The sequence below is a fragment of the Mesorhizobium sp. BR1-1-3 genome, from assembly GCF_020165455.1.
Lineage (GTDB): Bacteria > Pseudomonadota > Alphaproteobacteria > Rhizobiales > Rhizobiaceae > Mesorhizobium > Mesorhizobium ciceri.
This window is the reverse complement of sequence record NZ_JAIUIC010000022.1, coordinates 29,864-46,483: the sequence shown is the minus strand read 5'-3', so window position 1 is coordinate 46,483 and position 16,620 is coordinate 29,864. Positions and strand designations below refer to the sequence as shown.

Annotated in this window: 27 protein-coding genes and 1 tRNA gene; 20 read left to right on the top strand and 8 right to left on the bottom strand. The window is 62.9% G+C overall.

The window, feature by feature from the left end; genetic code table 11:
- Positions 1–382: 382 nt before the first annotated feature.
- Together LB559_RS31365 and LB559_RS31360 are read left to right on the top strand one after the other, a co-directional pair.
- Positions 383–652 (top strand): hypothetical protein, encoded by a 270-nt coding sequence (locus LB559_RS31365; RefSeq protein ID WP_063168562.1) that lies wholly within the window; start codon positions 383–385, stop codon positions 650–652.
- A gap of 73 nt (positions 653–725) precedes the next feature.
- Entirely contained in the window at positions 726–1,031 is a 306-nt protein-coding gene (locus LB559_RS31360) for a hypothetical protein (protein WP_224675789.1), read from the top strand.
- Positions 1,032–1,083: 52 nt separating this feature from the next.
- On the opposite strand, the gene LB559_RS31355 is transcribed toward LB559_RS31360, so the two are convergent.
- Entirely contained in the window at positions 1,084–1,512 is a 429-nt protein-coding gene (locus LB559_RS31355) for a DoxX family protein (protein WP_013530779.1), read from the bottom strand.
- Positions 1,513–1,710: 198 nt separating this feature from the next.
- Between LB559_RS31355 and LB559_RS31350 the strand changes: the two genes are divergently transcribed.
- The 5 genes from LB559_RS31350 (at position 1,711) to LB559_RS31330 (ending at position 3,781) form a co-directional block, all read left to right on the top strand.
- Entirely contained in the window at positions 1,711–1,902 is a 192-nt protein-coding gene (locus tag LB559_RS31350; protein ID WP_224621159.1) for a hypothetical protein, read from the top strand.
- A 493-nt stretch (positions 1,903–2,395) separates the two neighbouring features.
- On the top strand, positions 2,396–2,575 hold the full coding sequence (locus tag LB559_RS31345) for a DUF3606 domain-containing protein (RefSeq protein ID WP_013530777.1): 180 nt from the start codon (positions 2,396–2,398) through the stop codon (positions 2,573–2,575).
- Positions 2,576–2,746: 171 nt separating this feature from the next.
- Positions 2,747–3,190, top strand: coding sequence for a GFA family protein (locus tag LB559_RS31340; RefSeq protein WP_127370569.1), 444 nt, complete (start codon positions 2,747–2,749; stop codon positions 3,188–3,190).
- A 94-nt stretch (positions 3,191–3,284) separates the two neighbouring features.
- Entirely contained in the window at positions 3,285–3,521 is a 237-nt protein-coding gene (locus LB559_RS31335) for a DUF982 domain-containing protein (protein ID WP_224675788.1), read from the top strand.
- A gap of 14 nt (positions 3,522–3,535) precedes the next feature.
- A complete protein-coding gene (locus tag LB559_RS31330; RefSeq protein ID WP_027160738.1) occupies positions 3,536–3,781 on the top strand; it encodes a DUF982 domain-containing protein in 246 nt (81 codons plus the stop codon).
- 38 nt (positions 3,782–3,819) lie between these two features.
- On the opposite strand, the gene LB559_RS32975 is transcribed toward LB559_RS31330, so the two are convergent.
- Together LB559_RS32975 and LB559_RS31325 are read right to left on the bottom strand one after the other, a co-directional pair.
- Complete coding sequence (locus LB559_RS32975) at positions 3,820–3,954, bottom strand: hypothetical protein (protein WP_263484935.1); 135 nt, start codon at positions 3,952–3,954, stop codon at positions 3,820–3,822.
- 91 nt (positions 3,955–4,045) lie between these two features.
- Positions 4,046–4,354 (bottom strand): hypothetical protein, encoded by a 309-nt coding sequence (locus LB559_RS31325; RefSeq protein ID WP_013530773.1) that lies wholly within the window; start codon positions 4,352–4,354, stop codon positions 4,046–4,048.
- Between the two features lie 146 nt (positions 4,355–4,500).
- Here LB559_RS31325 and LB559_RS31320 point away from each other — a divergent pair, with 146 nt between their 5' ends.
- Entirely contained in the window at positions 4,501–5,439 is a 939-nt protein-coding gene (locus LB559_RS31320; protein WP_224675787.1) for an alpha/beta fold hydrolase, read from the top strand.
- On the opposite strand, the gene LB559_RS31315 is transcribed toward LB559_RS31320, so the two are convergent.
- Entirely contained in the window at positions 5,419–5,967 is a 549-nt protein-coding gene (locus tag LB559_RS31315) for an MgtC/SapB family protein (protein WP_224675786.1), read from the bottom strand. The genes LB559_RS31320 and LB559_RS31315 overlap by 21 nt on opposite strands.
- A gap of 284 nt (positions 5,968–6,251) precedes the next feature.
- Between LB559_RS31315 and LB559_RS31310 the strand changes: the two genes are divergently transcribed.
- From LB559_RS31310 to LB559_RS31300, 3 genes are all read left to right on the top strand, one after another.
- Complete coding sequence (locus tag LB559_RS31310) at positions 6,252–6,629, top strand: nuclear transport factor 2 family protein (protein WP_224675785.1); 378 nt, start codon at positions 6,252–6,254, stop codon at positions 6,627–6,629.
- 102 nt (positions 6,630–6,731) lie between these two features.
- Entirely contained in the window at positions 6,732–7,664 is a 933-nt protein-coding gene (locus LB559_RS31305) for an NAD(P)-dependent alcohol dehydrogenase (RefSeq protein WP_224675784.1), read from the top strand.
- 45 nt (positions 7,665–7,709) lie between these two features.
- Positions 7,710–8,426 (top strand): helix-turn-helix transcriptional regulator, encoded by a 717-nt coding sequence (locus LB559_RS31300; RefSeq protein WP_224675783.1) that lies wholly within the window; start codon positions 7,710–7,712, stop codon positions 8,424–8,426.
- A gap of 34 nt (positions 8,427–8,460) precedes the next feature.
- On the opposite strand, the gene LB559_RS31295 is transcribed toward LB559_RS31300, so the two are convergent.
- On the bottom strand, positions 8,461–9,528 hold the full coding sequence (locus tag LB559_RS31295) for a sensor histidine kinase (protein WP_224675782.1): 1,068 nt from the start codon (positions 9,526–9,528) through the stop codon (positions 8,461–8,463).
- A gap of 551 nt (positions 9,529–10,079) precedes the next feature.
- Between LB559_RS31295 and LB559_RS31290 the strand changes: the two genes are divergently transcribed.
- The 4 genes from LB559_RS31290 (at position 10,080) to LB559_RS31275 (ending at position 11,438) form a co-directional block, all read left to right on the top strand.
- Positions 10,080–10,373 (top strand): hypothetical protein, encoded by a 294-nt coding sequence (locus tag LB559_RS31290; protein ID WP_063172570.1) that lies wholly within the window; start codon positions 10,080–10,082, stop codon positions 10,371–10,373.
- A gap of 84 nt (positions 10,374–10,457) precedes the next feature.
- A tRNA-Gln gene (locus LB559_RS31285) sits at positions 10,458–10,531 on the top strand.
- Positions 10,532–10,848: 317 nt separating this feature from the next.
- Positions 10,849–11,034 (top strand): hypothetical protein, encoded by a 186-nt coding sequence (locus LB559_RS31280; RefSeq protein ID WP_013530769.1) that lies wholly within the window; start codon positions 10,849–10,851, stop codon positions 11,032–11,034.
- A 197-nt stretch (positions 11,035–11,231) separates the two neighbouring features.
- Positions 11,232–11,438, top strand: coding sequence for a hypothetical protein (locus LB559_RS31275; protein ID WP_013530768.1), 207 nt, complete (start codon positions 11,232–11,234; stop codon positions 11,436–11,438).
- Positions 11,439–11,529: 91 nt separating this feature from the next.
- On the opposite strand, the gene LB559_RS31270 is transcribed toward LB559_RS31275, so the two are convergent.
- Positions 11,530–11,772 (bottom strand): hypothetical protein, encoded by a 243-nt coding sequence (locus LB559_RS31270; protein WP_013530767.1) that lies wholly within the window; start codon positions 11,770–11,772, stop codon positions 11,530–11,532.
- 278 nt (positions 11,773–12,050) lie between these two features.
- On the opposite strand from LB559_RS31270, the gene LB559_RS31265 reads away from it, so the two are divergent.
- Positions 12,051–12,368 carry a hypothetical protein gene (locus LB559_RS31265; protein ID WP_013530766.1) on the top strand — a complete coding sequence of 106 codons (318 nt, stop codon included), beginning with the start codon at positions 12,051–12,053 and terminating at the stop codon, positions 12,366–12,368.
- 80 nt (positions 12,369–12,448) lie between these two features.
- On the opposite strand, the gene LB559_RS31260 is transcribed toward LB559_RS31265, so the two are convergent.
- Complete coding sequence (locus LB559_RS31260) at positions 12,449–13,318, bottom strand: SDR family oxidoreductase (protein WP_224675781.1); 870 nt, start codon at positions 13,316–13,318, stop codon at positions 12,449–12,451.
- Positions 13,319–13,421: 103 nt separating this feature from the next.
- Between LB559_RS31260 and LB559_RS31255 the strand changes: the two genes are divergently transcribed.
- The 4 genes from LB559_RS31255 to LB559_RS31240 all read left to right on the top strand — a co-directional run bounded on the left by LB559_RS31255 (position 13,422) and on the right by LB559_RS31240 (position 16,072).
- Positions 13,422–14,306, top strand: a complete 885-nt coding sequence (locus LB559_RS31255; RefSeq protein WP_013530764.1) for a LysR family transcriptional regulator — start codon at positions 13,422–13,424, stop codon at positions 14,304–14,306.
- A gap of 110 nt (positions 14,307–14,416) precedes the next feature.
- Positions 14,417–14,596 (top strand): hypothetical protein, encoded by a 180-nt coding sequence (locus LB559_RS31250; RefSeq protein ID WP_024501614.1) that lies wholly within the window; start codon positions 14,417–14,419, stop codon positions 14,594–14,596.
- A gap of 130 nt (positions 14,597–14,726) precedes the next feature.
- The gene (locus tag LB559_RS31245) at positions 14,727–14,972 is read left to right on the top strand and encodes a DUF982 domain-containing protein (protein ID WP_013530762.1); all 246 of its coding nucleotides are present in this window, start codon (positions 14,727–14,729) and stop codon (positions 14,970–14,972) included.
- A gap of 98 nt (positions 14,973–15,070) precedes the next feature.
- On the top strand, positions 15,071–16,072 hold the full coding sequence (locus tag LB559_RS31240; protein ID WP_127388351.1) for an aldo/keto reductase: 1,002 nt from the start codon (positions 15,071–15,073) through the stop codon (positions 16,070–16,072).
- A 57-nt stretch (positions 16,073–16,129) separates the two neighbouring features.
- On the opposite strand, the gene LB559_RS31235 is transcribed toward LB559_RS31240, so the two are convergent.
- A complete protein-coding gene (locus LB559_RS31235; RefSeq protein WP_224675780.1) occupies positions 16,130–16,618 on the bottom strand; it encodes a GNAT family N-acetyltransferase in 489 nt (162 codons plus the stop codon).
- Between the last annotated feature and the right edge of the window lie 2 nt (positions 16,619–16,620).

Sequence of the window (16,620 nt, the reverse complement as noted above, 5' to 3'; positions counted from 1 at the left end):
TGGCGTAGCGGGTCATGGGTGTCTCTCGGATTGCGAAATGAGTCATCGGGCGAAGGATGGCATTCCTTGGCGCCCCCGCTGTCCCGCCGACGTTTCCATGTGGCGCAAATGAAACCGGTCCAGAAACAAAAAACCCGCCTCGGCGGCGGGTCGTTGGCGCAACTCAGCACCATGGGCAAAAATGTAGCATAGCTGCACTCACCCCGTCAACCATTTTCTGAGAAAAAATTCCTAGTCTGGTCGAAACTCCCGCGCTGAGCGACGCTGGCAAAGCGCATAAAACCCTGCTTTTGCCGGCGGCTGGTCATAAGCCGGCAGGTGTGAAATCATTCGTCGAAGCTCATGGAATGATTCCCGTCGCACGGCCTTGTGGGAGAGGACGATGGACAGACCAGCCATGGCATCCGTGTTCAGGATGCGACATGCACCAGCCACGGTTTCCGGCGTGTGCAGCACCGGCCAGGGTCAGGCCGATCCAGTCATCCGCGTGCGTTCGCTGGGCGAAGCCATCCGTTTCGTCGCCAACGCCTACCCCCAATACGACGTCGGCGCCGTCGCCATCAGCTGTGGGGATGTTTCGATCGGCAGCCTCGGCAACCTGGAGGTCAAGGCGCTGTGGCGCGAATATGGCGAACGGCTGACGCAGGAATAGGCGTTCGCCCGCAGCCTTTCTGGAGCGGAAATGCCGCTCGTGCGTTTCAACCCCAGCCACGGGAGCAATCGCCATGAATGTCGCCAACCTGCAACTCGAAGGCCTGTTGATGGCCGTCGCCTCGATCAATCGTCTCCTGGTTCAAAAGGGGGTGCTGAAGGCGGAGGAAATCGACCTGGCCCTGCGCAAGACCGAGGCCGGCGAAACCAACGAGGAACGATCCGAAGGCATGTCCGCATCCAGCCGCGACGCCGTCAACTTTCCGATCCGGCTGCTGGAACTCGCCAACCAGTGCCAGCCGGAGGCGGAGCTGCCGTCCTTCTCAAAGCTGGCCCGCATGGTCGGCAAGATAAAGGAACCCTACAACGACCAGCTGTGAGCGGTGCCGGGCTCGGCGCGCGTCCTTCGCGCGGTGGCCGACCGGCCTCGCCTCAAGCCCTGCCCGGCCATCCCAAATTGAGCGAAAGCACCTTGCCCGGTCCATGCACCGCCGCAAACAGCAGTCCGGCCAGGAACGAAAAATGGTCGATGAAGAAGCCGAACTCGGCCTGGTTGCCCGCCCAGTGGCTGGGTCCGTGGAAGGCAAGGGCCAGGAACAGCACATAGGCGGCGGCCACCAGGGCCGCCTGCGTGAAGAAGGCGCCGGTCAGGAAGCAGAGCACCAGCACGACTTCCAGGATCGCCGCGCACCAGGCCAGGAACAGCGGAAACGGAAAGCCGGCGGCGGCGATATAGCCGGCGGTGGCCGCCATGCCCATGAATTTGAACGTCACCGCCATCAGGAAGACGCCGGCGAAGATCAGCCGGGCGATGAGAAGGGCCGCGGTCTGCCACGGCGATTGAGTGATTTGCGACGACATGCTCGTTCTCCAGCTTTGCAGGTTGCTCGCCCCTAGGACGCGCGACTGGAGCCAGATCCGACACGCCAGGCCAATTTTTCTCGACAGGGCGCTTGCCGCGGGTCGAAGCAGGCTTCGAAGCCTCACACCGACGGCAAGGAGCGATCTTCGGTTTGCCGGCCGACGGTATAGCGTTGCTCGCTCAAAGGGGAAACGGACATGGCCAAGGCATTGGCCATCGGCGCACCGCGGCATCCGGCGATGAGCACCGCCTACGAACAGGAATGCAGGGATATGCTGGCTCCGCATCTCGACGCCCTGCTCCGCAAGGTCGAGGCTGCCGGCTGGGACCGCGGGCAGGCCGCCTCGGCGCTCATGTATCTCGCCGCGATGCGGCTGAAGCCGGCCTGACGACACGCCGGCCTGAACCGGCTCTCCGGCGCATCTCGCGATTGAAACTTGTTGGTAATCACGAATGTGATATTGTTAGCCGGGGCTAATGCAGCGGTGTGCCGGTGCAGCAATTTTGGGTGGGCTGAAATTTGCGAACAAGCGTCAGGTTTGGGGCGACACCTCGTGGCGTGGGGTCGGCGACGCTGGAATGCAGCGGCTGCGGCGGCGCTGGCCAGGTCTTCCAATGTCCGCGCTGGACGAGTTCCAATGGCCATTGTTGCCCTGCCGGCACCCACCGGCGCGGCTGCCCCGGCCTCAGCGCGGCATGCTCCGAATGTGACGGCGACCACGCTGCCGACGCCGACCCGATGCGGCCATCGGCCTGATACAGGCCGGTTGCAGCCTGGCCGTGTCGCCTGGTGGAACCGGCGGCGCCGATCTGTGTTATGTCGTGTTGATCGCGGGCGCCGAAGGTTGCGCGTTTCCCCGACAACAGAAAGCGAGGCCTGAGATGGCTGACGACAAGTCGAAGACGAAACAGGACCGCAAGCAGGTCTCGGGCGAAGAGCCCTACGAGGTTGCCGCCTTTGCCCGCAAATACGGCATTCCGCCAAGCGAGGCACAGACCATCATCAAGCGCTACGGACCCTCGCGCAAGAAGCTCGACGCCCATATGGCGGCCCGCGGCTAGCCGAAACCATTTCGCCTGGGCGGCGTTGAAGACGCTGCGGGCCGCGTCAACCGGGCCTGGTGGTACGGTGAACAGGATGTCTTTTTCCCGGTTTCTCATCCTGGCCAACGAAACGGCAGACGAGCATCTGTCCCACCCGGCCCGCAGCGCCACGCATTGAGGGAGGTTGTCATGTCCGACACCATACGCAGGACCGGCAGCTGCCTGTGCGGCGGCGTGCAGTTCGAGGTTCACGGCGCGCCGCTGCGCGTCGGCCTGTGCCATTGCAAGGATTGCCGCAAGGCCGGCGGTTCGGTCTATTCGGCCTTTGCCATCTGGCCGCGCGAGGCCTTCGAGACCACCGGCCTCGTCAGTTCCTATGGCACGCGCAGCTTTTGCCCGACATGCGGCGGCCGCGTCGCCTGGGTCGACGACAACGAGGCCGAGGTGGCAATCGGCAGCCTCGACATCGCGCCGACCGATCTCGTGCCCGAATATGAATTGTGGACCTCCAGGCGCGAGACCTGGCTGCACGCTTTGCCAGGCGCCGAACAGTTCGAGCATGACCGCCCAGCCACGTACAACGCCGAAGCGCCGACGCCGAGATCGCTGTCGGACATCGACGCAGAGATTTGATCTCCGGGCAAGGGAACCCTGCCCTGCCGCCGACGTTACCGGACGCCTCTCACGCATGTCGCCCGGCGACTTGCGGCAATCATGGAGACGACCGTTGAACGACAAGATGTTTCGCCGCCCCATCAGGCTGAAATTCGCGCCTGAGCGCGAGCGCATCATCCGCAGCGCCTGGGAAGGCCTGGAATGCCTCGGCGACTGGCCGGCTGGCCAGGGACGGCGCTACCGGGCGGCGTTGCGCAGCTGCCGCGATGCGCTGGATGGCTGGACGCCGCCGGAAAAAGCGATGCGGGCGGTGATCGACGCCGCGCGCGAAGCAAAACTCCTGCAGTAGTTGGAAAACAGGACATGTCCGAGCTCATTTTGCCCACACCGATGCGGATCAAGCCGCATGGGTCGGACACGATCCGCGACGTCGCCACGCTCAGGGATGCCAGCGAAATCCTGATCGACTGGCCGCAGGCCAAGCGCGGCCCGTTCTACCAGGCGGCGCGCGAGAAGGTCGAAGCCGCATTGGAAACCCAGACAGGCGCCGCCGAGGCGCAGGAAGCGTTCGCAGCGCTCTGCAGCCACGCCGGCGTCTTGGTGCGGTAGGTGTCAAAGGAAGCAGACGTCGTGCCTCGCCTGCTTTGTCATTTCGTTGGAAGCTCGCCCTGGACAATCGGCTGAGAGGTTTCGAATCCAAAGCTCTTCGGCACCAGAAGAATCAATGCAATCACGATGGCGATCGACGCAAGCAACGTGGCTGTGGCTGCAATATCTCTCACGATAATCTCTCCAAATTCCAAGTCGTGAGAAAAACGCTCCCGAGAAAACGAGGTTCCATTAGCTTGTGCGATAATACCAGTGAGCCGGCGTTTATTGCTTCGGCGGCTGGGGTGGAACTTCACCCGGCTTGATCACCGGCGTCTTGCCTTCGTCGGGGGCCGGCGCCGCCATGCCCTGGTCTCCCGTCGGGGGCGGTTTCAGCACGCCGCCGCAGTCGTTGAGCTTCGCGGTCAAATTGCCGTCATCGGCTTGCTTTTCAGGCTGCTGTTTTGCCTCTTGCCCGGTCTGAGCCCTGCATTTGTCGGCCTGCGGCGCCTGGCTGTCGTTCTGCTGCTGGGCTGCGGCCGGCACTGCCAGCGCCAGCATAAGGCCGAATGGCATGATGGCGAGAGTTCTCATCCCTGCCTCCTTCTTTCTTTCACGGTCGCCCGCGGCGACCTTCCCTTCACAGGGACAACGCCTGTCGACGAAAAAGGTTGGCCGCGTCGCCGGGCGGCATTGCAACCAAACCCGTTCGCCGGCCGTTGCGCGTGCCGGAGGCGGTCATGTTCGAAGGTTTTCAAGGCGCGGAAATCGACACCGGCGATGCCGGCATATTCTGCCTGCGTGCCGGGACCGGGCCGCCATTGCTGTTGCTGCACGGCTTTCCGCAGACGCATCTGATGTGGCGCGACATCGCGCCCGCTCTGGCCAGCCGGTTCAGCGTCGTCTGCGCCGATTTGCGCGGCTATGGCGGCAGCTCCTGTCCGGCGTCCACTCCGGACCATGCACCCTATGCCAAGCGCGCCATGGCGGACGATTTGGTGAGGCTGATGGAGAAGCTGGGTTTCAGCAGCTTCATGGTCGCCGGCCATGATCGCGGCGGGCGTGTCGCCTACCGCATGGCGCTCGACCATCCGGGCAGCATCGACAGGCTCGCCGTCCTCGACATCGTGCCGACCGCCGATGCCTGGGACCGCGCCGACGCCAGGCTGGCGCTGGGCTATTGGCCATGGTCGCTGCTGGCGCAGCCCGAGCCATTGCCGGAAAAGATCCTGTCCGGCGCCGCCGAGGCGATCGTCGACAATGCGCTCAACGGCTGGGGCTCACAGCCATCGGCGTTTCCAGCCGAAGTGCGTCAGGCCTATGTCGAGGCCCTGCGTACGCCTGCCCACGCCCATGCCATCTGCGAGGAATATCGGGCGGCAGCCACGCTCGACCGCGAGCATGACCATGCCGACAAGGCAGCCGGCCGGCGCATCCGCTGCCCGCTGCTGGCGCTATGGAGCGGTCAGGGCGCGTTGGCGGATAGGTATGCCGGCGAAGGCGGACCACTGGCCCTGTGGCGCGGCTGGGCTGACGATGTGCGCGGCCAGGCGATGCCGGGCGGACACTTCTTCCCCGAGGAGGACCCGGCGCGGACGGCCGATCTGCTGGACGGCTTCTTCGGCGAAACCAGTCACGGCATCTCCGTGCGATCGGAGTTACCTTCGCCCTCCCCTTGATGGGGTCGAGGCCGCCTCCTTCTGCACCTTGGCCTGACTGCCTTCATCACCGGCGGCAAGGCCGGGTCCGCGTTCGAACCGGTGCAGGAAGCCGGCAACGACCAGTACGATCAGCGTGCCGAACCCGGCCACCTGCCAAAGACCAAGGCCGCAGGCTACGCCGATCGCGCCCGCCAGCCACATGCCGGCGCCGGTCGTCAGCCCATGCACCTCGCCGCGCGAAAACATGATCGAGCCGGCGGCGAGGAAGGCGACGCCGGCGGTCACCGCCTCGACCACCCGGATTGGATCGACCTTGACGGCTTCCCGCGCGAACATCGGCGCATGCACGATCTCGATCGTCAGGATGCCGAAGGTGGCGGCGGCGACGCAGACGAGAATATGCGTCCGAAGCCCGGCCGGGCGGTTACGCCATTCGCGCTCGAAACCGATGACCGCGCCGTAGAGCGTCGCCAGCAACAGCCTTGCCGCGATGACCGGAAACGAGGTGTAGGTGGGATGGCCGAATTCCTCGACGAGCTGTTCCATGATGTCCCCTGAAGGCCTGACGCCAACAACGCGGCCGCCGGGTCACGGTTCCCCCAGGATTGTCTTCAAGGTGGCCCGAGCCACGACGATCGTGGCAGGCTTCTCGACGGCTGAAAGAGGTGCAGCAAGTAGTTCGGGGTCGAGTGGCCGGGTCTCGTCACTCTCGCCTCGCCTGTTGGCCTCGCCTTTGGGCCAATTCCAAGCTGCGTGCATCATGCTGACAAAATCTGTCACTGCCTTGCTCTATATGCTGGCCATCAACACCGAACAAAAAGGAACGAACGATGACTGGAACAAACGGCAAGGCTCTGGCGATCGCGCAGGCCTATTTCGAAGCGATGGCAAACAAGGACGCCGGCAATATCGTCTCTATTTCTGCCGAAGACGTGGCCTGTATTTCTCCGGTGGGCGAGCTTCAGGGCGTGCAAGCATTCCGTGGCTTTCAGGAAGGCTTCGCCAAGATGATCAAGAAGCTGACCCTGCTCGCAGCCTTCGGCGACGATGAGCACGCCGTCATTGTCTACGATGCGGAAACCTATCCGGTTCCGAACGCGATCGTGGCCGAGCACATCATCGTCAAGCACGGCAAGATCGCATCGACGACCGTGATTTACGATGGCACGCCCTTCGCCGAGTACATGAAAACGGTTCAACCGCACTGAGCCGCGCCGGCAGAAAGAAGTCCCCCAATGACTATCATTGCCCCTACGACACAACGGCTAGGCACCTTGGCCGAGGTGGTCGCCTCCACACCGAGCCCTGCTATGAGACGCATCCAGTATGACCGCTACGGCGGCCCGGAATTGATGAAGCTCAGGGATTTCGAGCTTCGCACCCCCGGAAAGGGTGAGGTTGCTGTCAGGGTCAGCTTCGCGGCCATCAATCCCATCGATTGGAAAGTGCGCAACGGTGCGCTGAAGATGGTGACGGGGAAAACCTTCCCGCGCGCCCTGGGCAGCGACTTTTCAGGGACCGTCACCGCCATTGGTCCCGGCGTTTCGCGCGTCAAGGTTGGTGATGCCGTGTTTGGCCTCGCCCCAATCAAGGATGGTGGCGCACTCGGCGAAGCCGTGATCGTGCCGGAAACCTTCATTGCCAAGAAGCCGAACTCCATCTCTTTCGAGGAGGCGGCGTGTCTTGCCACCCCCGGCATCACAGCCTGGAATGGCCTCGTCGACAAGGCGCGCCTGAAGGGCGGGCAGCAGGTCTTCATCAACGGGTGCAGCGGCGCCGTCGGTGAATCGGCGGTTCAAATCGCCCGTATGCTCGGCGCCACGGTGTCGGGCAGTTGCAGCGCGCAAGCGATGCAAAGGGCTGTCGACCTCGGCATGCAAAAAGTATTCGACTATCGCACGATTGATCTGTCCAAGCTCGGCGCCCGCTACGACGTCGTTTACGACACCGCTGGCATCATGACGGTGGCCGTGGGCCTCGGTTTGCTGCGCAAGGATGGCATATATCTAGACATCAAGCCGACGCTGCCCAAGTTCATCCGTGCCCTTTTCACGCGGCAGCTGAAGCCGATCATATGCACACCGGGGGCCGACATCCTGGATGGCCTTGCCCGGGCCGCAGGGGAAGCGCAACTCAAGCTGCCGGTTGCCGAGATTGTTCGGCTTCAGGACGCGATCCCCTTGGTGATCGCCCTTGAAGGAGGCCGCAAACTGGGCGGAAAAGCCTTGGTATCCATGGCCTGACAGCTCGCTGCCAAATTTTGGCACCAGCTGTGCTAGGATAGTTCCATGTCCAAGAGCAACCGGCTTTTCGAGCTTATGCAGATGTTGCGACGGCACCAACGCCCGGTGCCGGGCACGGAGCTTGCGCGCGAAGCCGGGGTTTCTTTGCGGACCATCTATCGCGACATTGCCGCCTTGCAGGCTTTGGGCGCTCAAATCGAAGGTGAGCCGGGCTTCGGTTACATTTTGAAGCCCGGCTTCCTTTTGCCCCCACTGATGTTCTCAGAGGAGGAAATGCACGCGCTCACGCTGGGGGCGCAATGGGTGAGCCGGCAGACAGATGCGGGACTGGCGCGCGCCGCGGAAAACTTGCTTGGCAAGATCGGCGCGGTGCTCCCTGTCGAGCTCCGCCCAATCCTGAATGAGAACGCCTTCCATGTCGGCCGCGCGCCAGACCATGCAAACGAGATCGATATGCAAATGGTGCGCCAGGCGATGCGCGAGCAACGCAAGCTGCTGATAACCTATCATGACCCGAAGGGGTCCGAGACCGAACGGATCATCTGGCCGATCGTGCTCGGCTTCGTCGAAACAAAGCGCTTTATCGCCAGCTGGTGCGAGTTGCGGCAAGACTTCCGGCTGTTTCGCATGGATCGGGTTGGCCGGGCGAAACTACAGATCGACCGCTATCCGGGACGCCGTCGTGATCTCGCCAAGCAATGGCGGGCAAAGGTCGATAGCGAAAACGCGAACACATCTCGCGACGGCAAACCCCGCGCTTAATTGGCGGCCGCCAAGAGCCCTCCCCTTGATGGGCTCAGGACGTTTCGGTTTCAGGCAGGTCAGCGCCGATCTGCGGAACGATGATCGAATCCAGCGGCGCCGTCAGCGACCAGCTGAGATGGCCCGGGCTGCGATCCAGCACCGCCAAGCCGTTCAGCGATTGCGGCGCGACCCGTTGCAGGACGACGGTGCCGAAACCCTTGCGCGTGCTTTCGTCTTGCCGCCCCCCGGGCCGCTCTCCCTCACGCACCGGCATCGTCTCGTCCCAGAGCAGATGGATTTCCAGCTTGTCCGAAGCGCCTTCGACGATCCGCCAGGTGATCTCCAGCCGCCCGGCCTCGCTCGCCAGCGCGCCATATTTGGAAGAGTTGGTGCCGAGTTCATGAAACGCCATGCCGAGATTTTGCACGGCATTCGGCTGCAGGGTCAAAAGCGGTCCGGAAAGCGATACCCGCGCCTCGTGACCGAACGGCTTGAGCTGCTCCTGGGCAAGGTCGAAGAGGCTGGCGCCGGCCCATTCCGAGTTCACCAGCAGATCGTGCGACCGCGACAGCGCCATGATGCGGGAACGGATCATCTCCTCGAACTCGCGCGGATCGGTCGAGCGTTTGCTGGTCTCCCGGATCATCGAGAGGATCACCGCGAACTGGTTCTTGACGCGATGGTTCACCTCGCGGAGCAAAAGCCTGATCCGACGCTCGCTCTCCTTGCTGGCGGTGATGTCGCGGGCGATCTTCGATGCGCCGATGATCTCGCCGGACGCGTTCCTGATCGGCGAAATGGTCAGCGACACGGCGATGAGGCCGCCATCCTTGCGCCGGCGGATCGTCTCATAGCTGGCCAGGAGTTCGCCCTTGCGAACCCGGCTGATGATGTCGGTCTCTTCATCCTTGAGATGATCGGGGATGAGCATGAGCACGGAGCGGCCGACGGCCTCTTCGGCGGTGTAGCCGAACATGCGTTGCGCCGCCGCGTTCCAACTGGTGATGATGCTGTTCAGGTCCTTGCTGACGATGGCGTCGAAGGACGAATCGACAATCGCCGCCAGCCGAGCGTGGGCAGTGATTTCGAGCAGGCTATCGACGCTTGCCAATTCTGTCATTGCCCCGTCGTGGCCCCACCTTGCCGCCTCCCGCCAGCGTCCGGGCACGCGTGAGGATTTCCCTCGTGCCAGAAATGCCTGACCGGGCATTTTGGTTGCAGTCGGTGCGCAACATTCCGCATTTGCGGTCGCGGACACGCATGTCACGATAATGCCCGGCCCTCCATCTCGGCAATGCCTCTGCGGCCGTAAATGCCGATCCAGTCGAGCTGCTGTAAGCCCGATGACCGCTTCGCCCTGTCCGTCTCATCGGCCTGCTTTTTCGGAGCCAGCGTCGTTGGGCGGCGCAACGGGCACTGCATCGGCGTCGGGATTCCTTTGCGGACAGTCCTCATAGCTGTGGTCGCGCCCGCCGCAGAAAGAACAGCACATGGCCTCGCGATCCCCGCTTCCGGGCCGCCATTGCGGAGTTTTGTAGGGCTTCCTGCCATCCATCCCCAGCAATGCACGACGGACCATTTGGTTGCGCTGCCACAGACGGCGAGCCGGCGGTTGCGGAACCACCCGGCGGGATGCGAGTTTCGGCCGATATGTCCATTCGAGGAACAGCCATGCCAATGCGCCGAATTGCCTTCATGACGGCAGCGATCCTGCTGGCCGCGACCGGCCTCGCCGAAGCCAGGCCCGACACCCGCACGATGAGTTGCGACCAGCTCCGGCAACTGCTCCAAAGCCGCCATGCCGTGGTGCTGACCACAGGCCCCAACACCTATGACCGCTATGTCAGGCAGTTCGGCAACGAATGCGACTGGCCGGAGGTGCCGATGTCGGCCTATGTCCCGACCCGTGACGGCAGCTGCCCGGTCTACCGCTGCGAGGAACCTGTCACCAACTTTCCGGACTGACACCGCGCTTCCAATCGGCTTTGCCGCCGCAGTGCGTTGATCCCGGCGCGCGAACCGGCTAGGGGTGGGGCGCAACGTGCATTTTCCCGCTTCGTCTAATGGTAGGACAGCGCCCTTTGAAGGCGTGAATCGAGGTTCGAGCCCTTGAGCGGGAACCAGCAACCAAGCGCTTGGCTGGTTCGGAGCCGCGCGCAGACTGGCCAGCCGACTTCAGCACATTAGCGCGCGCTTGTATTTCACTCGAAGCAGGATCATCATCCAGGCCGTCAGTGGCTTGAAGGGGTACAGCGCATGGAACTGAGTTGCTTTGACGGGGGCGTCCTTGCGTCGACGATGTCCCTGAACGTCACGGCGGTTTTCATGATATTGGCCGCATTTGCCGCATTTCGGCTGGTTGCAATGTCAGGCGAAGGTTCTGTCGACCAACTCCAGACGGCGTAGCCGGCAGAGAACCTCCCGTGCAGGAGAACGGCATATGGCCGCGAGAAAGGTGATAGCCGTCAAGGACTGGTCTTGCGGCATGAGCGACGAGCTTGGCCGCGTCGTGCTGACCATCAACCCGACCGAGGGTGAGCCCATCCTGGTTTTGATGACAATTTTCCAGGCGGCAAGGATGGCCGGGGAATTGCGGGCGCCGAAACTCGTCTCCATACCCCGGTGATGCCACGCCCCTGGTAAGGCGGATCAAGCTCGCCGGGGCAGCCCCAACGCCCTCCCCGGCGAGCCTTGTTGCTCCGTTACGATGAACAATGGAGCAATTACTGCTTTACGGATCCGGGCGCCATCAAGTTGCATCCGGCTCCTGAAACCATTTCGCGGACCCCGCGTTGACCACCGGGCCGACACAGGAGACATCTCATGACCGTCAACTGCCGCATATCGATCGACAACCGGCCGGAGGCCACGGACGCGGTTTTTCAGGCGGTTCCGCGGATCGGCGAAAGCGTTGCGCTGTCGATCGATGGAACCACGCAGGATCTGCGGGTATCGCGTGTCGTGCACGTCACCAATGGCAGCCTGGAAGGTGCCGCGATCGTCGTCGAAGTGACGACCAACATCCTCTGAATCGAGAGTTATGGTCCGCTGGGCCGGCCGGCACCGCGTTGCGGCGACCGGCAGCCTGAAAGGACTCGAGCGGCTCACGCGCGGTGACCCGCTACTCCTTGCCGCTTTCGGAAATGCCGTTGCCGCCGGCGGTTGGCAGGATGCCGAAGTCTTGCGACTTCGCCCCTTGCTCCGCCGTCAGGAACCCGTCCGAGGCAAGCCCGCGCCGCAGCAATTCCCTGACCGCGGCCGAACGGCTCGGCATACGCTTGTCGAAGCGCCAGTTTTCCAGCGCAGCCAGCTCGTCTGACGTCAGCATGATCTGCAACCGTTCCGGGCGTTCCAGTTCAGTCATCGCGCTCCCTCGCTCAGGATCCCGATACCTCGAATGAGTATTCAACTCGCTTACCTAATAGTTAGGAAAGCGCTCCTAGTGCGTCAAGGCCTCCCGATGAGTGAACTGCTTCTCATGCACATGATGAGCCTGATGGTATTCGGCGTAAGGCGCATACTTGCATAACTATGCTAACTAGCTGATTTGTTTAGATATTATTTAATTCGTGACTTGCCAAGACGAAGCCTCTGCCGCATTGTGCAACCTGAACAGAAAACCGTTCCCTTTGGGAGGTTTCGATGCGGTATGATTACTCGGCGCGACTGCGCGATGACGTCCGTTCAGCGGTCCAGATCGCCTTCAGGAAGACCGGCATCGTCAGCATCACGGCGGTGGCGGAACATGTAAGGGTCAGGAACCTGGCCGAAAACATCGCTCTCGAGGACGTCGAATACCTTGTCTTCCAGGCAGCCCAGCTGATTGGCGCCGCAATTGAATTCGACGGGCTCACCAATTTCGACGGCGTGGCTGGCCTGTTCGTGGATGGTCTCGGTGGCGACGATGGCGGGCGGATGATCGCCCAACGCGACGGGCCTGGTCCGGCCACCCTGCAGTAAGACGGTACCGGCTGAACAGGGGGCCTTCTCAAAAGGCCGCCCTGCTGTTTCTGAACCGGGTGATGACCGGAGCCGTTCCGTCAGGCAGAGCCGGCGATTTGTGAGGCGAAGTCGCGATAGGGACGCAGAGGGCGGCCCAGAAGCGCGGTCAGGCGCTCGACGTCGCCGGCCTCGGGCAGCATGCCGTCGGTCAGGAACCGTTCGCCCATCAAGCGCATGTCGTAGGCCATCCAGGCAGGCAGGAACTGCTTGAGATTCTGCTCGAAACCTTCGGTGTTGTCGCCGCCGTAGCTGATCGGCCGGGCGAGCACGTCGGACCAGATGGCCGCGATATCCGTCCCGGTCAGTGTCTGCGGACCGACGAGGTTGATCCGCTCGAGCGCAAGCGGCTCCGCGGGCCGTTCGCGGCGCAGCAGCTCGAGAGCGGCGATCTCGGCGATATCACGCACATCGACCATGGCGAGGCCTTTGGCGCCGATCGGCATTGTGTAGGTGCCGTAGCCGGTGATGACGTCTTCGATCATCAGGTCGTTCTGGATGAAATAGGCCGGGCGCAGGATCGTAGCCTGGAAGCCCATCTGCTCGATCATTCGCTCGACGCCGAACTTGCCGGCGAAATGCGGCACGTTCACATACACGTCGGCATGGATCACCGAGAGATAGACGATCCGCTCGATGCCCGCCGATCGGGCGACGTTCAGCGCGACCAAAGCCTGGGTGAATTCGTCCGGCACCACGGCGTTCAAGAGGAACAGGGTGGAAACGCCGGACATGGCTTTGCGCAGTGAATCGACATCGAGAAAGTCGCCTTGCGCGACCGATACGCCCGCCGGGAAGCTGGCTTTCGACGGATCGCGGACGAGAGCACGGACGTCGGCGCCGCGCTTGACGAGGTGCTCGACGACTTGGCGGCCAACATTGCCTGTGGCGCCGGTAACGAGGATGGTCATGGAATTTCTCCTGTTGGGTTGCTTGACAGGCCCAATATGTGTGGCTCACAAACACTCAAACAGACCGAAATTTTAGACGCACCGTCTCACTGGTGGAACACCTATGGATATTCTGGCCCTCACCGATTTCAACCTCGTTGCCCGCCATGGCGGTTTCGGCAAGGCGGCACGGGCCACCGGCCGGCCCAAGGCAACCCTGTCGCGGCGCGTTGGAGACTTGGAGAGCAGCCTTGACCTGCGCCTGTTTGAACGGGGTGCGCGTAATCTGAAGCTGACCGAGGAAGGACGGGCGCTTTTCGAGCGGACGGGGGCGTTGCTTGCCGAACTGGACGAGACGGCCGCGGCGATCGCCTCGGGCGGTCAAAGACCCAAGGGAAGACTGCGGATCAGCGCGCCCCTGCTTTTTTCTCAGACCGCGATGGGGAGGATCGCCGCGGGATTTGCCCTCAAATTTCCGGAGGTGAGGCTGGAGGTCACGACGGAGGACCGGGCTGTGGACATGATCGAGGAAGGCTACGACCTGGTAATCCGGGTCAACCCGGATCCCGACGAAAGCTTGGTCGGACGGGCGTTTCTCCGCGACCGGCTGGTCGTCGTGGCGAGCCCTCACCTTCCTCGCACCGGTGGACCGGCCCCTGCCGTTGCGCGCGGGAAAGGCGAACGGCAAACATGGCACGTGAAGACCGAGGGTGGCCGGTCGACGATCAAAATCGAGCCGGTCCTCGCTTTGGGAACGCTCATTATGGTGCGCGATGCGGTGCGGGCGGGGGTCGGTGCGGCACGTCTTCCCATTTCGTTGGTGGCCCACGATTTGGCTGACGGCACGTTGGTGAATTGGGGGGACATCGACGCCCCTGAGATCGCTCTTTGGACGCTCTACCCCTCCCGGCGGCTGCTCAGCCCGCGCGTGTCGGCGTTCCTGGATTTTCTGAAACAGGCCTTCCCGAACGGGACGCCGGACGAACTGGCCGCCTATATCGGCAGGTGATGCCCGGCTGCTTTCGCCGGCAAGAACTTTTATTTCTGGCGGAAGGAGTTTGCGGTGGAACAAGTTGGGGCGACGGCAATTACCTTGTCGCCCTACAAGAGGAGGACGTCGTGAAAGACTTGCGCAGTCTCCTTGCCGAACTGTCAGCCAACTGGCTCAAGCGCCGCAAGGCGCAGGCGCCCACGACCGTGAACACGGTCAAACCCCGCCCTGCCCACCAGGCGACGCGGCAACGCGCCGCCCACAAACCCAAAACTCCGCCCACCCGCGACGTCGCCTCGAACATGTGAGCCCCGCGGACAATGTGGGGCCCAATGCCGCTGGGGGTATCGGCAATCTATCACGCCAGATTGATTGGTAGCGACGAAACCTTGAGCGGACACAAGCGTTTATTGCTTCAGCCCAATTGAGGTGGTTCCAATGCAAACGGCATGGTTCTCCAAACCTGTGGCGGTTTCGGTCGGCGTCACCGGTTCCATCCATCATCTATCCAACACACAGCAGGCCATTGATTTGCTCACCACACATTGGCGTGACGCAGGCAGCCCGAAGCATCGGTCCGCACTGCGCGCCTGCCAGCGGGCGACGAGCGGCGATGTTGCCCCCGACGTCGCCAGGGCGGCGCTCGTCGAAGCAGCGCGCGAAGCCCACATCCTGATCGAATAGCCACATCCTTATCGAATAGCCACATCGTGATCGAATAGGCGTATCGATTGAACGTGCTGACGCTATAATCGCTGCGCCCCCTCCGGAGAACGCCTGCCATGACCCTGAAAACACGCAAGCTCGGCAGCCAGGGGCTGCAGGTCTCGGCTATCGGCCTCGGCTGCATGGGCATGAGCCAGTCCTATGGCCCGGCCGACGAGGCCGAATCCATCGCCACGCTGCACCGTGCCATCGACCTCGGCTGCACCTTCCTCGACACCGCCGAAGTCTATGGCCCTTACGACAACGAAGCCCTGCTCGGCCGGGCATTGAAGGGCAAGCGCGACCAGGTGACGATCGCCACGAAATTTGGCTTCCGCATCGAAAACGGCAAGCAGACCGGAACCGACAGCCGGCCCGAGCACATTCGAGAGGCGGTGGAAGCCTCGCTCGGCCGCCTCGGAACCGACCGTATCGACCTGCTCTACCAGCACCGCGTCGACCCGGCGGTGCCGATGGAGGATGTCGCGGGCGCCGTCGGCGAACTCGTCGCGCAAGGCAAGGTGCGCTTCTTCGGCCTGTCGGAAGCGGGTGCAGCCAACATCCGCCGGGCGCATGCCGTGCATCCGGTGTCGGCGTTGCAGAGCGAGTATTCGCTGTGGGAGCGCAATCTGGAGCCGGAGATCATCCCGCTGCTTGGCGAACTCGGCATCGGCCTGGTGCCGTTCTCGCCGCTCGGCCGAGGGTTTCTCACCGGCCAGGTCAAGCGTGCGGAAGACTATCCCGACGGCGATTATCGCCGCAACGACCCGCGCTACCAGGGCGAAAACTACGACGCCAATGTCGAGGCGGCCGCCAAGGTGAGCGACATCGCCGCTGCCCGCGGCGTCAAGCCCGGCCAGGTCGCGCTGGCCTGGCTGCTGGCGAAGGGCGACGGCTTTGGCATCGACATCGTGCCGATCCCCGGCACCAAGCGCAGAAAATACCTGGAAGAGAACGTCGCCGGCGCCGCTATCAAACTCGATGCCGCCGAGATGGCCGCGCTCAACGAAGCGCTCGCGCCGGGAAAAATCTCCGGCCCGCGCTATACCGAGCGGGGCATGGCGATGGTCGACCGGTAGGGGGCGCCTGCTCCAGCGTCCGCGACAATCTCGCCAAGCTCGTTCCGAATAGTGATGCTAACGAAAGCCCAGATGCTTCCGATAGCAGTGGGTTTCCACGGTGAACCTGCCGGCGACATCATCCGGCAGCCAAAGTGCGTCTTCGAAGCTGCGGTTCAAGCGCCATCCTTCGCGGGCATAAAATCTCTGCGCGCGGACATTTCCCGCCGTGCAGAAAAGCTCGGCCTCCGCCACGCCCTGTTCGCACAAGAGATGCTCGGCATAAGACAGCAGATCGCGGGCGGTTCCGCTTCCCCGTGCTTGCGGGCTTACATAGAGTTTGACCAGCTCCGCCCCGTTTATCGAGACGAAGCCAAGCAATCCATCGGCTGCCGCCACATGGAAGGCATCGGTGGATTGCTCCAGCCACAGCGCAAAATGCGCCGGCGTTCGGTACGCCAGGATTTCGGCTGGAACCAGATGCGCATGGGCATCATGCCAGCCCCGATGCCACAGTTGCACGATCGCCGACCGGTCGGCTTCGTGGGCTGGGCGAATTTCGAGCATTT

Excerpts from the sequence above, each read along its gene's own strand:
- LB559_RS31260 (WP_224675781.1), bottom strand. The coding sequence starts at position 13,318 with ATGACCATCCTCGTTACCGGCGCCACAGGCAATGTTGGCCGCCAAGTC.
- LB559_RS31365 (WP_063168562.1), top strand. The coding sequence starts at position 383 with ATGGACAGACCAGCCATGGCATCCGTGTTCAGGATGCGACATGCACCA.
- LB559_RS31290 (WP_063172570.1), top strand. The coding sequence starts at position 10,080 with ATGCCAATGCGCCGAATTGCCTTCATGACGGCAGCGATCCTGCTGGCC.
- LB559_RS31350 (WP_224621159.1), top strand. The coding sequence starts at position 1,711 with ATGGCCAAGGCATTGGCCATCGGCGCACCGCGGCATCCGGCGATGAGC.
- LB559_RS31240 (WP_127388351.1), top strand. The coding sequence starts at position 15,071 with ATGACCCTGAAAACACGCAAGCTCGGCAGCCAGGGGCTGCAGGTCTCG.
- LB559_RS31270 (WP_013530767.1), bottom strand. The coding sequence starts at position 11,772 with ATGACTGAACTGGAACGCCCGGAACGGTTGCAGATCATGCTGACGTCA.
- LB559_RS31340 (WP_127370569.1), top strand. The coding sequence starts at position 2,747 with ATGTCCGACACCATACGCAGGACCGGCAGCTGCCTGTGCGGCGGCGTG.
- LB559_RS31360 (WP_224675789.1), top strand. The coding sequence starts at position 726 with ATGAATGTCGCCAACCTGCAACTCGAAGGCCTGTTGATGGCCGTCGCC.
- LB559_RS31265 (WP_013530766.1), top strand. The coding sequence starts at position 12,051 with ATGCGGTATGATTACTCGGCGCGACTGCGCGATGACGTCCGTTCAGCG.
- LB559_RS31235 (WP_224675780.1), bottom strand. The coding sequence starts at position 16,618 with ATGCTCGAAATTCGCCCAGCCCACGAAGCCGACCGGTCGGCGATCGTG.
- LB559_RS31295 (WP_224675782.1), bottom strand. The coding sequence starts at position 9,528 with ATGACAGAATTGGCAAGCGTCGATAGCCTGCTCGAAATCACTGCCCAC.
- LB559_RS31355 (WP_013530779.1), bottom strand. The coding sequence starts at position 1,512 with ATGTCGTCGCAAATCACTCAATCGCCGTGGCAGACCGCGGCCCTTCTC.
- LB559_RS31245 (WP_013530762.1), top strand. The coding sequence starts at position 14,727 with ATGCAAACGGCATGGTTCTCCAAACCTGTGGCGGTTTCGGTCGGCGTC.
- LB559_RS31320 (WP_224675787.1), top strand. The coding sequence starts at position 4,501 with ATGTTCGAAGGTTTTCAAGGCGCGGAAATCGACACCGGCGATGCCGGC.
- LB559_RS31315 (WP_224675786.1), bottom strand. The coding sequence starts at position 5,967 with ATGGAACAGCTCGTCGAGGAATTCGGCCATCCCACCTACACCTCGTTT.
- LB559_RS31275 (WP_013530768.1), top strand. The coding sequence starts at position 11,232 with ATGACCGTCAACTGCCGCATATCGATCGACAACCGGCCGGAGGCCACG.
- LB559_RS31255 (WP_013530764.1), top strand. The coding sequence starts at position 13,422 with ATGGATATTCTGGCCCTCACCGATTTCAACCTCGTTGCCCGCCATGGC.
- LB559_RS31300 (WP_224675783.1), top strand. The coding sequence starts at position 7,710 with ATGTCCAAGAGCAACCGGCTTTTCGAGCTTATGCAGATGTTGCGACGG.
- LB559_RS31305 (WP_224675784.1), top strand. The coding sequence starts at position 6,732 with ATGAGACGCATCCAGTATGACCGCTACGGCGGCCCGGAATTGATGAAG.
- LB559_RS31345 (WP_013530777.1), top strand. The coding sequence starts at position 2,396 with ATGGCTGACGACAAGTCGAAGACGAAACAGGACCGCAAGCAGGTCTCG.
- LB559_RS31310 (WP_224675785.1), top strand. The coding sequence starts at position 6,252 with ATGACTGGAACAAACGGCAAGGCTCTGGCGATCGCGCAGGCCTATTTC.
- LB559_RS31330 (WP_027160738.1), top strand. The coding sequence starts at position 3,536 with ATGTCCGAGCTCATTTTGCCCACACCGATGCGGATCAAGCCGCATGGG.
- LB559_RS31325 (WP_013530773.1), bottom strand. The coding sequence starts at position 4,354 with ATGAGAACTCTCGCCATCATGCCATTCGGCCTTATGCTGGCGCTGGCA.
- LB559_RS31280 (WP_013530769.1), top strand. The coding sequence starts at position 10,849 with ATGGCCGCGAGAAAGGTGATAGCCGTCAAGGACTGGTCTTGCGGCATG.